Origin of the sequence: Spiribacter salilacus, from assembly GCF_009649225.1 — a bacterium.
Taxonomy (GTDB): domain Bacteria; phylum Pseudomonadota; class Gammaproteobacteria; order Nitrococcales; family Nitrococcaceae; genus Spiribacter; species Spiribacter salilacus.
Map to the genome: position 1 here is coordinate 214,452 of NZ_WJPP01000001.1, position 12,436 is coordinate 226,887.

At 53.8% G+C, this 12,436-nt stretch carries 11 protein-coding genes and 3 tRNA genes; 6 read left to right on the forward strand and 8 right to left on the reverse strand.

Annotation, left to right across the window (positions count from 1 at the left end):
- Positions 1–26 precede the first annotated feature (26 nt).
- The 4 genes from GH984_RS01090 to fabB are packed head-to-tail and all read left to right on the forward strand — an operon-like array spanning position 27 to position 4,103.
- Positions 27–467: a YcgN family cysteine cluster protein gene (locus tag GH984_RS01090; RefSeq protein ID WP_153718748.1), complete on the forward strand. Its 441-nt coding sequence runs from the start codon at positions 27–29 to the stop codon at positions 465–467.
- On the forward strand, positions 467–2,365 hold the full coding sequence (dxs, locus tag GH984_RS01095) for a 1-deoxy-D-xylulose-5-phosphate synthase (RefSeq protein ID WP_153718370.1): 1,899 nt from the start codon (positions 467–469) through the stop codon (positions 2,363–2,365). Before GH984_RS01090 ends, dxs begins: the two co-directional genes overlap by 1 nt.
- Positions 2,349–2,867, forward strand: coding sequence for a bifunctional 3-hydroxydecanoyl-ACP dehydratase/trans-2-decenoyl-ACP isomerase (gene fabA / locus GH984_RS01100; protein ID WP_153718371.1), 519 nt, complete (start codon positions 2,349–2,351; stop codon positions 2,865–2,867). The genes dxs and fabA overlap by 17 nt, the downstream gene beginning before the upstream one ends.
- A gap of 12 nt (positions 2,868–2,879) precedes the next feature.
- The gene (fabB, locus tag GH984_RS01105) at positions 2,880–4,103 is read left to right on the forward strand and encodes a beta-ketoacyl-ACP synthase I (protein WP_153718372.1); all 1,224 of its coding nucleotides are present in this window, start codon (positions 2,880–2,882) and stop codon (positions 4,101–4,103) included.
- A gap of 2 nt (positions 4,104–4,105) precedes the next feature.
- Here fabB and GH984_RS01110 read toward each other — a convergent pair.
- The 5 genes from GH984_RS01110 to uvrC form a co-directional block, all read right to left on the reverse strand.
- Positions 4,106–4,192: transfer RNA gene (locus tag GH984_RS01110), tRNA-Leu, on the reverse strand.
- Between the two features lie 11 nt (positions 4,193–4,203).
- Positions 4,204–4,277 (reverse strand) — tRNA-Cys (locus GH984_RS01115).
- Positions 4,278–4,328: 51 nt separating this feature from the next.
- Positions 4,329–4,404, reverse strand: a tRNA-Gly gene (locus tag GH984_RS01120).
- Between the two features lie 36 nt (positions 4,405–4,440).
- Positions 4,441–5,004, reverse strand: a complete 564-nt coding sequence (pgsA, locus tag GH984_RS01125; protein WP_153718373.1) for a CDP-diacylglycerol--glycerol-3-phosphate 3-phosphatidyltransferase — start codon at positions 5,002–5,004, stop codon at positions 4,441–4,443.
- A 29-nt stretch (positions 5,005–5,033) separates the two neighbouring features.
- Positions 5,034–6,857 carry an excinuclease ABC subunit UvrC gene (gene uvrC / locus GH984_RS01130; protein WP_153718374.1) on the reverse strand — a complete coding sequence of 608 codons (1,824 nt, stop codon included), beginning with the start codon at positions 6,855–6,857 and terminating at the stop codon, positions 5,034–5,036.
- A gap of 20 nt (positions 6,858–6,877) precedes the next feature.
- On the opposite strand from uvrC, the gene GH984_RS01135 reads away from it, so the two are divergent.
- Positions 6,878–7,735: a RibD family protein gene (locus tag GH984_RS01135; protein WP_153718375.1), complete on the forward strand. Its 858-nt coding sequence runs from the start codon at positions 6,878–6,880 to the stop codon at positions 7,733–7,735.
- On the opposite strand, the gene GH984_RS01140 is transcribed toward GH984_RS01135, so the two are convergent.
- Positions 7,732–9,102 carry a class II fumarate hydratase gene (locus GH984_RS01140; RefSeq protein ID WP_153718376.1) on the reverse strand — a complete coding sequence of 457 codons (1,371 nt, stop codon included), beginning with the start codon at positions 9,100–9,102 and terminating at the stop codon, positions 7,732–7,734. The two genes, GH984_RS01135 and GH984_RS01140, sit on opposite strands and share 4 nt — an antisense overlap.
- Positions 9,103–9,157: 55 nt before the next feature.
- On the opposite strand from GH984_RS01140, the gene purB reads away from it, so the two are divergent.
- A complete protein-coding gene (gene purB, locus GH984_RS01145) occupies positions 9,158–10,540 on the forward strand; it encodes an adenylosuccinate lyase (RefSeq protein WP_153718377.1) in 1,383 nt (460 codons plus the stop codon).
- On the opposite strand, the gene GH984_RS01150 is transcribed toward purB, so the two are convergent.
- A complete protein-coding gene (locus GH984_RS01150; protein WP_153718378.1) occupies positions 10,473–11,105 on the reverse strand; it encodes an NUDIX domain-containing protein in 633 nt (210 codons plus the stop codon). The genes purB and GH984_RS01150 overlap by 68 nt on opposite strands.
- Positions 11,102–12,436, reverse strand: coding sequence for a 23S rRNA (uracil(1939)-C(5))-methyltransferase RlmD (gene rlmD / locus GH984_RS01155; RefSeq protein ID WP_153718379.1), 1,335 nt, complete (start codon positions 12,434–12,436; stop codon positions 11,102–11,104). The genes GH984_RS01150 and rlmD overlap by 4 nt, the downstream gene beginning before the upstream one ends.

The following is a 12,436-nucleotide window of genomic DNA, read 5'->3' on the forward strand; positions in this document are numbered from 1 at the left end:
TTAAAAGGTAAATGATAGAGGATACGATGGCGGCTTTGCCATTTTGGGAGCGCAAAACACTAGCAGAAATGAGCAACGAAGAGTGGGAATCACTCTGCGATGGCTGTGCTAAGTGCTGCCGTCACCAATTAGAGGACATCGATACGGGTAAAATTCACCCGACGCGCGTGGCTTGCCAATTGTTAGACACCCACACCTGCCGCTGTAGCGATTATACTCGACGACATGAGACAGTACCGGATTGTATTCGCTTGATACCTGAGAGGATGGATGAGTATCACTGGTTACCTAAAACCTGCGCTTATCGTCGCCTGCATGAGGGGCGAGGGCTCGCTGATTGGCACCCATTGATTTCGGGCCGCTCAGAGAGTGTCCATGAAGCAGGCATTTCAATGCGTGGGCGGTTGATGAGTGAAAAAGCGTTGCCCCCACAGGCGGAGCTGCAGGATTACTTGGAGGATTTGTAATGGACATGAGCGCCTATCCACTGCTGGAGGGGATTGAAGAGCCAGCGCACCTCCGCGAGTTGCCGCCCCACCAATTGCCTCGTTTGGCAAGTCAGTTGCGCGATTATTTATTAAATAGCGTGGCAAGATCGGGCGGTCACCTTGCCGCTGGGTTGGGAGCAATCGAGCTGACCGTGGCGCTGCATTACGTCTTTAACACACCCCATGATCGATTGGTTTGGGATGTGGGGCACCAATGCTATCCGCATAAAATTTTAACGGGTCGTCGGCGTGAAATCAGCCGGATTCGAAAACTTGACGGGCCGGCGGGTTTTCCAGTGAGAGACGAGAGCCCGTATGACACCTTTGGTGTGGGTCATTCAAGCACCTCTATTAGCGCGGCGTTGGGCATGGCGCTGGCCGCAAAAAGCCAAGGGGCTAATCGTAAAACTTGCGCAATCATAGGGGATGGTGGCTTAACCGCCGGCGAAGCTTTTGAAGCGCTTAACCATGCCGGAGATGTTCGACCCGACCTGCTCGTTATCCTTAACGATAATGAAATGTCTATCTCAGAGAATGTCGGGGCATTGAATCAAACCTTTGCACGGCTTATTGCCGGCGGGGTCTATGGCAACATGCGAGAGGAAACCAAGCGTGTGCTTGAGCACATGCCTGCTCCCATGCGCGAGTTCGCGAAACGAGCCGAAGAACATGTTAAGGGTATGTTCGTGCCGGGAACCTTCTTTGAAGAGCTTGGTTTTCAATATTTTGGCCCGGTTGATGGGCATAACATTGAGGAGCTCACCACCGTTTTGGAGCGCTTAAGAGACCTCGATGGCCCTCGCCTACTCCATTGTGTCACTCGCAAAGGCAAAGGCTATGCGCGCGCTGAAGCCAATCCGATTGCCTACCACGGGGTAAAAGCGTTTGATCCGGCAGCCGGTCTGCAAAGCAGTGGCAAGCCGGCACCAATGACCTATACCGACGTCTTTAGTCAATGGCTCTGTGATGCGGCAGCCGCCGACTCACGGGTTTGGGGAATTACGCCTGCAATGCGTGAAGGCTCGGGGCTCGTTGAATTTGCCAAGCGCTTTCCAGATCGCTATTTAGACACCGCCATTGCAGAACAACATGCGGTTACCGTTTCAGGGGGGCTCGCCTGTGAGGGTGAACGGCCCGTTTTAGCGATCTACTCAACTTTTTTGCAGCGCGGCTACGATCAGCTGATTCACGACATCGCCCTGCAGAATTTACCCGTCCTCTTTGCCATTGATCGTGCAGGTTTAGTGGGGGCCGACGGGGCCACACATCAGGGGGCCTTTGACTTCAGCTACATGCGTTGTCTGCCCAATATGACGATAATGGCACCGGCTGACGAGCGGGAGTGCCGCCAAATGCTTTCGACCGGGCTGAGTATTGATGGTCCCTCCTCTGTTCGCTACCCAAGAGGACGGGGCCCTGGGGTGACTCCAGACGATAATTTAGAGACCCTGCCAATCGGAAAAGCCGAGATTCGTCGCAAAGGAAAGGAGACGGTTCTGTTCGCTTTTGGCACAATGGTAGAGGTTGCTGAGGCCGTTGGCGCAGAGATTGATGCAACGGTTGTTAACATGCGATTCGTAAAACCGCTGGATCAAGACTGCATTGAAATGCTGGCCCAGCAGCATAATCACGTAATCACCCTAGAGGAAAATATGATTGCGGGTGGCGCTGGCAGCGCGGTAATAGAATTTATGACCGCCGCGGGAATTATGCGCCCAACCCTGCAAATTGGGTTGCCCGATAACTTTATTGATCATGGTGAGCGGGAAGAGCAACTTGAGCTGGTCGGTTTAGACGTTAATAACGTGAGTAACCGAATCAAACAATGGCTAAGCCAGGCACCTTTACCTTTGGATGAATATGCAACAGAAAAATAGTTTTAACTACGACGAACTCATCGCTTGTGGAAACGGCGATTTATTCGGCCCGGGCAACCCCCAGCTTCCCATTCCTAACATGCTGATGTTTGATGCCATTACGCGGATTACCGAGGAAGAAGGTGAATTTGGAAAAGGATTTGCGGAAGCAAAACTGAAAATCCATCCAGAACTATGGTTTTTCGATTGTCACTTCCCGGGTGATCCCGTTATGCCTGGCTGCCTTGGGCTGGATGCGCTCTGGCAACTGCTCGGTTTTTACTTGGGCTGGGTTGGGGGCACAGGCAAAGGCCGCGCGTTAGGTTGTGGCGAAGTCAAATTCACAGGTCAGATCTTGCCGACCAACAGCGAAGTGCGGTATCAACTCGATGTAAAACGACTTATTCGCCGCCGGCTACAAATGGGGATCGCGGATGGGCTCGTTGAAGTGGATGGTAAAGTGATCTACCGCGCAACCGATCTTCGGGTGGGCTTGTTTAAAAACCCACAAGGCGATTTGTAGGAGGGAATGGCAATGCGCAGAGTGGTCGTAACGGGAATGGGTATTGTCTCGTGTATTGGCAACGATCTGGATACCGTTCGCAACTCCCTACGGCAGGGGCGTTCGGGCATTCGGGCCAGCGCTGATTACGTGGAGTATGGTTTACGGAGTCAAATCTCCGGCAGACCCGATATTGACATCGATGAAGTCATACCCCGTCGCGCGCGTCGGTTTATGGGTGATGCGGCCGCGTATGCCTACATCGCAATGGATCAGGCAATCGCGCAGGCCGAGCTTACCCCAGAGCAAGTCTCTAACCCACGCACAGGGCTAATTGCGGGCTCCGGTGGCGCATCCACGCAAAATATTGTAAATGCCGCTGATACGTTACGTAGCAGAGGTGTGAGAAAAATTGGCGCCTTCGCGGTGCCTAAAGTGATGGGGAGCACGGCCTCGGCCTGTCTGGCAACGCCATTCGGGATCAAAGGCATCAACTACAGCATCTCATCAGCTTGTGCCACCAGTGCCCATTGTATTGGCGCAGCCATGGAGCAAATCCAACTAGGCAAGCAGGATGTGGTCTTTGCGGGCGGTGCAGAAGAAGAGCACTGGAGCCTAACCATGCTGTTTGATGCGATGGGAGCGCTATCGACCCAATACAATGAAACTCCCGAAAAGGCCTCACGTCCGTTTGATAGAGATCGTGATGGGTTTGTGATTGCCGGTGGCGGTGGCATGTTGGTGCTTGAATCGCTAGAGCATGCGACAGCGCGTGGCGCCAATATTATTGCCGAGTTGGTGGGTTATGGAGCCACCTCGGATGGTTACGACATGGTAGCCCCATCAGGGGAAGGCGCGGTTCGCTGTGTGCAACAGGCTTTAGACCTTGCCGGGATCGAGGATGTGAGCCAGATCGATTATATAAACGCGCATGGTACCAGTACCCCTGCTGGGGATATCACAGAGCTCAACGCACTGACAGAGGTCTTTGGCACCGCCCTTCCCCCCGTCAGCTCCACTAAGTCCCTTACCGGGCATTCCCTAGGAGCTGCGGGTGTGCAGGAGGCGATCTACTCGTTACTCATGCTGCAGTCAGGCTTTATTGCAGGCACGGCGAATGTGGAAAACCTTGATCCAGAAGCCGAGGGCCGCGCAGTAGTGACTGCCTGCCAAGAAGGCGTGTCGCTAAATACGGTGCTAAGCAATAGCTTTGGATTTGGCGGTACAAACGCCACACTGATATTCCAACGCTATTAAAGTGGTGCGGGCGGAGGGACTTGAACCCTCACTGCCATAAGGCAAACGGATTTTAAGTCCGTTGCGTCTACCAATTCCGCCACGCCCGCATCGGTGTGGTTGGAGGCTAGGGCCGGAATCGAACCGGCGTACACGGCTTTGCAGGCCGCTGCATCACCACTCTGCCACCTAGCCAATGCAAAAGTAGCTTAAACAAAAAACCCCGATCGCAGATCGGGGCATGACTGGAGCGGGAAACGAGACTCGAACTCGCGACCCCAACCTTGGCAAGGTTGTGCTCTACCAACTGAGCTATTCCCGCATCAGACCGGTTATTCTAGTCAGCCCGCTTATCCTGTCAACCCTGAATACGCTGAACAGCTCTTACCGCGGCGCCCATATACAAAAACATTGAGTATAAAGTGAGGCCGGCGGCCACATAGAGAAGCCCTAAACCAATTGACCACACAGGGATTCCTGCAAGATCATGCCGATAAAGCAGTAAAAGTATGGCAACCATCTGTGCGGTTGTTTTAATTTTACCGACCATACCCACGGCAACGCTTGCGCGCAGCCCAAGCTCGGCCATCCATTCCCGTAGCGCCGATACCGCAATTTCTCGCCCAATAATGATGGCGGCGGGAATAGCGAGCAAAGCGCCGGGGCTTTCCACCACAACGATAATAAGGGCAATGGCCACAATAAGCTTATCTGCCACCGGGTCGAGAAATGCGCCAAAGGCTGACATTTGATTCCAGCGGCGTGCTAAATAGCCATCTAACCAATCCGTAATGCTAGCAAGGCCAAATACGGCCGCAGCTGCCGCGTTTGCCCACGGTGTCGGCAGTAAAAAAAGCAGCCCCAGCACCGGAATGAGTACAATGCGCAGCCACGTTAAGATATTGGGCAGGTTCATTTCCATGGGGCAAAGACTACCATGCTAATCCGGCCTCAACCGGTTAAATGAGAATAGATTTGCTCGGCAAGCGCTTTGCTTATGCCGGGTACCCGCGCCAGGTCTTCAACCCCAGCACGTTTGAGCCCTTTTAGGCCGCCAAATTGCTTTATTAAGGCCTGTCGACGTCTTGCCCCAATACCCGGAATATCTTCCAGAACCGAGCGTGAACGTGACTTACCACGACGTTGGCGATGACCGGTAATCGCAAATCGGTGCGCCTCGTCACGAGCTTGTTGTAGGAGGTGTAAGGCTGGCGACTCCGCGGGCGGATGAAGGGTTGCGGGTGGATCAGAGACGAGCAGCACCTCCTCTCCGGCCCGACGCCTGGGCCCTTTTGCAATCGAAACCAGACGCAGCCCTTCTAGGCCAAGCTCAGCAATCACTGCCTCAGCGCGCGACAGCTGCCCTTTCCCGCCATCAATGAGGACAATGTCCGGCAACTCACCAGACTCATTAAGCACGCGGGTATAGCGCCGGCGAATTGCCTGCTCCATCGCCGCATAATCATCTCCCCCTGCCACGCCTTCAATATTAAATCGTCGGTAATCGTCTTTGATCGCCCCACCATTCGGGCCAAATACAACACAAGAGGCCACGGTGGCTTCACCTTGGGTGTGGCTAATATCGAAGCACTCAATACGGTTGATGGGGCGTTCCATTTCTAACAACCCACGCAATGCCTCAAAGCGCTCCTCCATGACGGCATCAGTGGCCATGCGCGCGCTTAGGGCATGCTCAACATTGCGCTCCGCCATCCCAAGCCAACGCAATCGCTCACCCCGCACCTTCGAGCGGATATGCACCCGTCGTCCAGCTTCCTGAGACAGCGCTTCTTCAAGCAGCTCGGTATCATCTAGCGTTTGATTAATGATGAGCTCTGGTGGCTTTTCTTGGCCCAGATAATGCCGTGCAAGAAACTGCGAAAGCACCTCCTCAACGGGGGTTCCCACCGGCGCTTTCGGGAAATAGGTACGATTGCCTAAATTTCTACCATCTCGAATGATAAAAATCTGCACGCATGTCACATGCTCACGCTGACGACAAGCGATCACATCAACATCGCCCTTGGCACCTGCAACATACTGCCGTTCTTGAATGCGCCGCAGGCTTGAAATACGGTCGCGAAGCTGCGCGGCATGCTCAAAGTTTAATGCGAGCGAGGCGGCCTCCATCTGCTCGATGAGCTCGTCAATCACTTCCGTGCTTTGGCCGGATAGGAACATCTCAACATGCCGAACATCTTTGGCATAATCCGATTCGCTCACAAGGCCAACACAGGGGCCGGTGCAGCGACCAATCTGATATTGCAAACAGGGTCGTGTTCGGTGCCGAAAGAAGCTATCGCGACACTGACGAACCGGAAAGACCCGTTGCAGATGGTTAAGTGTGTCACGTACGGCGGTTGCGGACGGAAAAGGTCCAAAGTACCGGCCCTTTCCCCGAGCCTGGCCCCGATGAAAGGTTAATCGCGGAAAAGTCTGCTCAGTAGACAGGTAAATGTATGGGTAGCTTTTATCATCACGCAGCAACACGTTATAACGCGGCTGATGCGATTTAATTAGCGTGTTTTCAAGAATTAGCGCCTCGGCTTCGGTATGCGTCACCGTAATCGCAATGTCACGGATTTGACCCACTAATGCCTGCGTTTTTGCGTTATGCGCGCCGCCCCGAAAATAACTGGTTACCCGGCGTTTGAGGCTGCGGGCCTTACCGACATATAAAATGCCACCATCCGCGTCTAACATCCGATAAACGCCCGGCCCGTTGGGCAGCGTCTTTAAAATACCGTCTATCCGTTTTTTTACCGCGTTCGTCATAGCGTAATTCTAGCGCACGCATGCCGTTTACCGTATCGTCTTCGGCTATGACTGAATGTATTTCCCGTATTTTCCCCGCCCCGGTAGAACAAGCGCCTCTGCACGGGCTCTATCTGACCGAAGCGTTACCAACGCAAGGCAAATATGGCCCATACATTTACGCTAATTACGTCACCAGCCTCGATGGCCGGATTGCTGTGCCCGACCCCACCGGGCAACAATCGGTACCCGGCCATGTTGCTAACCCAAGAGATTGGCGGTTACTTCAAGAATTAGCCGGGCAGGCAGATTTGCTCTTAAGTTCAGGCCGTTATCTCAGAGAGCTTAAGGCGGGCACTGCCCAAGATATCTTGCCCATAGGTAGTGGCCCCAAATTTGCAGATATCCACGAGTACCGCCGTAAGGCCGGTCTTAAACCGCAACCTGACGTGGCGGTGTTAAGCGAAAGCCTCGATTTTCCGCCACCATTACCGCTTTTGGAGCAGGGCCGGCGAATCATCGTGCTCACCGGGCAGGCCCCAGATCCTGCCCGGGCCGCGGCTCTCGAAGCAGCAGGTTTGGAAGTGCGGCCTTTAACGGGCGTTGATCGCCCCGGTGGCTTGGCGTTAGCCAATGCCCTCGCACAACTGAGCTATCGGCGGATCTATGTGATCACCGGCCCATACGTTATGCATACGCTGATGGCCCAGCACCTCGTCGACTCGCTGTTTTTAACCACCGTCCACCGGCTCCTTGGCGGCCAGCCATTTTCCTCCATCTGCGAGGGCCCTCTCCTTAGCTGTCCTGCAGACTACCGACTGGCCCATCAGTTCTTGGACCCAGTAGGGCCCGATGGCTGTTCACAAACATTTTCACGATTTGATCGTTTAGCGCCTTAAATGAGGTTGGCTGGATCTAATAGCTGATCAATCGCCTCCTCAGATAGATCGGTCATCTCTAATGCCACCGATCGAATGGGCCGATTTTCGGCATAAGCGCGCTTGGCGATCTCAGCGCCGCGGGCGTAACCAATCACTGAATTAAGTGCCGTCACCAAAATCGGGTTGCGATGAAGCACAGCCTCCATGCGATCTTGGTTAACCACAAACCCCCTAATGGCTTGTTCAGCCAACGCATGTGATGCCCGTGCCAGCAAAGCAATACTCTGCAACAGGTTGTTGGCGACTAACGGCAACATTGTATTGAGCTGAAAATTACCCGACTGCCCTGCCACCGTAATGGCGGTATCGTTACCGATTACCTGCGCAGCCACTTGCGTGACGGCCTCGGGAATGACGGGATTAACCTTACCCGGCATGATGCTACTGCCCGGCTGCAAAACCGGCAGCGTAATTTCACCTAACCCCGCCAACGGCCCTGAGTTCATCCAGCGCAGATCGTTACTAATTTTCATCATACCCACCGCAATAACGCGCAGTTGCCCTGACAGCTCTACGGCGGCGTCTTGTGTGCTGATGCTCTCAAAGTAATTTTGGCTACGGCAAAACGGCAAGCCGGTGCGGTTGGCCAGCGTAGCCGCCACCGCGTCACCAAAGCCTGCCGGTGCATTCACCCCAGTCCCTACGGCAGTGCCACCCTGTGCTAGCGGGTAAAGCCGCTCAAGCGTGCCCTTCACTCGGTCTTGAGCATGCCGAATTTGTTCTGCCCAACCGCTGAGCATTTGCCCTAGAGAAATCGGCATCGCATCCATCAAATGGGTGCGACCGGTGGTAATCACATCCTCTAATCCTTTTGCCCGGGCCGTTATATCTGCCTCCAGTTGGGCCAACGCAGGCATTAACTCTTCCGTGCAGGCCAATACCGCCGACACATGGATTGCCGTTGGAATCACATCGTTACTGCTCTGCGCCCTATTGACGTGGTCATTGGGGTGGACCACCTGCTCGGCACTACGTGACGCCAGCGTAGCGATCACTTCATTGGCATTCATATTACTGCTGGTGCCTGAGCCTGTTTGAAAGACATCAACCGGAAATGCCTCGTCATGACGTCCCTCTGCCACCGCTTCAGCAGCAACAATGATGTGCTCAGCTAAAACAGGATCAAGGTCTCCTAGCTGCGCATTCACTTTGGCAGCGGCGGCTTTAATGAGCCCAAGCGCTTGGATAAACCGCCTTGGCATTCCATGGCCGCCAATCGAGAAATGGTTAACGGCTCGTTGTGTCTGCGCGCCATAGAGTGCATCAGCCGGCACTTTGACCTCGCCCAAACTGTCAATTTCAACGCGGGTAGGCTGTTGTTTCATCATTTCTCTCCGGTTGGCGTAAAATGTCGTTTTACTATCGTAATGGATATTGCCAATGGAGCTCACACGTCTTACCGCTATCTCTCCAATTGACGGTCGCTATGGCAACCGCACTGCACCCCTTCAAGCGCTTGCCAGCGAATACGGATTAATTCGGTTTCGGGTAAAAGTAGAGGTTGAGTGGCTCAAGGCGTTAGCCGCAGAACCAGGCATTCCTGAGGCGCCTGCCTTAAGCGAATCTGCACTAGGCGCAATGAGTAACATCGCTGACTCGTTCAACGAGAAGGATGCCGAACGCGTCAAAGCGATTGAAGCGGTAACCAATCATGACGTTAAAGCCGTTGAGTACTTCATCAAAGAACAGATGGCCAAACAGGCAGAGCTTGCCGATATTTCGGAGTTTGTTCACTTTGCTTGCACCTCAGAGGACATTAATAACTTAGCCTACGCCCTGATGCTTCAAGCGGCGCGCGAAGAAATCCTGCTTCCGGCCATCGCAAAAATTGTCGATACCCTAAGTGACCTGGCCGCAGAACATGCCGCAACCCCTATGCTAGCCAGAACTCATGGCCAGTCTGCATCCCCGACTACACTTGGCAAAGAATTTGCCAATGTGGTTGCACGGCTTCAGCGGCAGATTTACCAGCTTGAGAATGTCCCGATACTTGGGAAGATCAATGGTGCAGTTGGCAATTTCAATGCCCATGTCGTGACCTATCCTGATGTTGATTGGATAGGCTTTTCTCGGCGCTATGTAGAGAGCCTTGGCCTGACTTGGAATGAGTGGACCACCCAAATTGAGCCGCATGATGCCATTGCTGAGCTCTTTGATAATCTGGCGCGTTTAAATACGATTTTAATCGATTGTGCCCGCGACCTTTGGGGCTACATCGCCTGGGGATACTTCTCTCAACAAACCGTTGAGGGCGAGGTGGGCTCTTCAACCATGCCGCATAAGGTCAATCCGATTGATTTTGAAAATGCTGAGGGCAATTGGGGCGTAGCAAATGCAATGCTCGAGCACTTGGCACGAAAACTTCCGATCTCCCGCTGGCAGCGCGATCTGACCGACTCAACGGCCCTACGCAACATTGGCGTTGGCCTAGCCCATAGCGTAATTGGCTACCACTCGCTCAGCCGCGGCCTAGGCAAGCTCGCAGTCAATCATAACCAGCTAGCAGCAGATCTTGATGCCAACTGGGAGGTCCTCGCAGAAGCTATCCAAACCGTGATGCGCCGACATGGTATCGAGCAACCCTACGAAAAGCTCAAATCATTAACGCGTGGCCGACGTGTCGATCAAGCTGCCTTAATAAAGTTTGTAGACAGCCTAGAGCTGCCAGCAGACGTGAAGTCGTCGTTAAAGGCGCTTACGCCGGCGGGTTATACGGGCCTCGCGGAAGATCTTGCCAACGCGATTGTAGCGTCTCGCGATTAAGCGCTAACCATTGCAGCGCAATGATCGGCATTGCAGCTTGAAATCCGCGGCTATCGAGCATCGCAATGGCTTGGTCAGCGGGAATAACGTGAAGGCGAATATCTTCGCCCTCTTCTGGGTTTCCATGCCCCTCAAGACGCAGGTTACGGCTATCGAGCGGTGCACAAAAAAGCTGCACCGTTTGTGAGCTGCCACCGGGGCTTATCAGATAATGGGCTATGGATTCCAGCTCGCCAATTTCAATGTCCGCCTCTTCACGCGTTTCCCGAATTGCCACATCTTCGGGCGATTCACCCGGTTCGATAATGCCGGCTACTGTTTCAAGCAACCAAGCACCGCCGGCTAATTCCAACGCCCCAATACGAAACTGCTCAACCAGAACAACGGCGTCTTCCCACGGGTCGTAGAGTAAAACGCCAACGGCATGCCCGCGCTCGAACCGCTCGCGCACTAGGGTGTCCGTAAGACCACCTTCGAAAAGTGCGTGTCTGAGCTTAAACCGGGTCATCCGAAAAAAGCCTTCGTACACTGTCTCGCGCGAAAGCACTTCTACCGTTCCGTTCATGCAGACCTCACAAACAATCCCATTGCTTCAGCATGACTGGTATGCGGAAACATATCCATCACTCCAACCGCTTCTAGCCGATAGCCATGCGTGTGCACTAATTCACCGGCGTCTCTGGCAAATGTAGCTGGCCCGCATGAGACATAAACAATACGCTCTGCACCGAGCGCTGCCACCGCCGGTAAAACTTCAAGCGCGCCAGAGCGCGGCGGATCCAATAGCACCCGATCTATTTTGCCAAATGACTGCAGGGGTTGAGAGTTGGTATCTGTTAGATCTGCCGCGGTAAATTTTACGTTATCAATCCCGTTGTGCAGCGCGTTTTCCTGACCGCGCTCAACCAGTGAATCAGCCCCCTCTACGCCAATCACCTCGGCGGCTTGGCGAGCTATCGGTAAGGTGAAATTGCCAAGGCCACAAAATAGATCAAGCACGCGATGCGTAGGATCAACGGCTAATAGCTCGATGGCTTGATGCACCATCTGCCGATTTATTGAAGCATTAATTTGCGTGAAATCAGTAGGCGAAAATGCCAAGCGCAAATCAAACTCGGGTAACGAATAGTGGATCAGCGACTGCGTATGCCCCACGGGGGCAACGGTCTGCTCGTTGCCGGGTTGCTCAAACATTAAAATTTGATGTGCTTTTCCAAAAGCAATGAGCTTGTCGCGATCGGTTGGGCTTAATGGCCGCAAATTGCGAAACACTAAGCCTACCTCATCATCGCCGGCTGCCACTTCTATTTGCGCAATCCGATCGGGAATATCCAAACTCCGAATCAATCCCGCTAGATCAGATAAACGCTCGCCAACCCGAACATCGAGTACCTCGCAGCGATCAATGTCAGCAATAAAGCGCGCGAAGCGCTCCCGGAACCCCACTAAAACGCGATCGCCCTTACGGGGAACAAATTTAGCGCCCAGCCGCGCACGCCGCCGGTAGCCACTGGTGGGACCGGTTAGCGGCGGGAGCCATCGATTGGGGCTGACCTGCCCCACCCGACTTAATAATTCCGCCAGACTTTCGGATTTATGCTTAAGTTGCGCCTCCACCGACATATGCTGAAGGCTACATCCACCACAGATGCCCGCATGTACACAGGGTGGATCAACTCGATCAGGCGCAGGTTGCTCAACGCTAAGTGCTTGCCCCTCATCCTGCTGCCGACGTCGTTTGAGAATCTTTGCACTGACCTTTTCGCCGGGCAGCGCTCCTTGAATGAACATAACCCGCCCATCGTGATGGGCAATGCCGCGTCCTTCATGGCTTAGGCGCTCAATTTCTACGTCTACAGGTTCTGCCGGTAAACGCCGACCTTGCCGTCTTCCCAT

Coding starts and splice junctions, on each gene's coding strand:
- GH984_RS01090 (WP_153718748.1), top strand. CDS start 27: ATGGCGGCTTTGCCATTTTGGGAGCGCAAAACACTAGCAGAAATGAGC.
- dxs (WP_153718370.1), top strand. CDS start 467: ATGGACATGAGCGCCTATCCACTGCTGGAGGGGATTGAAGAGCCAGCG.
- fabA (WP_153718371.1), top strand. CDS start 2,349: ATGCAACAGAAAAATAGTTTTAACTACGACGAACTCATCGCTTGTGGA.
- fabB (WP_153718372.1), top strand. CDS start 2,880: ATGCGCAGAGTGGTCGTAACGGGAATGGGTATTGTCTCGTGTATTGGC.
- pgsA (WP_153718373.1), bottom strand. CDS start 5,004: ATGGAAATGAACCTGCCCAATATCTTAACGTGGCTGCGCATTGTACTC.
- uvrC (WP_153718374.1), bottom strand. CDS start 6,857: ATGACGAACGCGGTAAAAAAACGGATAGACGGTATTTTAAAGACGCTG.
- GH984_RS01135 (WP_153718375.1), top strand. CDS start 6,878: ATGCCGTTTACCGTATCGTCTTCGGCTATGACTGAATGTATTTCCCGT.
- GH984_RS01140 (WP_153718376.1), bottom strand. CDS start 9,102: ATGAAACAACAGCCTACCCGCGTTGAAATTGACAGTTTGGGCGAGGTC.
- purB (WP_153718377.1), top strand. CDS start 9,158: ATGGAGCTCACACGTCTTACCGCTATCTCTCCAATTGACGGTCGCTAT.
- GH984_RS01150 (WP_153718378.1), bottom strand. CDS start 11,105: ATGAACGGAACGGTAGAAGTGCTTTCGCGCGAGACAGTGTACGAAGGC.
- rlmD (WP_153718379.1), bottom strand. CDS start 12,436: ATGGGAAGACGGCAAGGTCGGCGTTTACCGGCAGAACCTGTAGACGTA.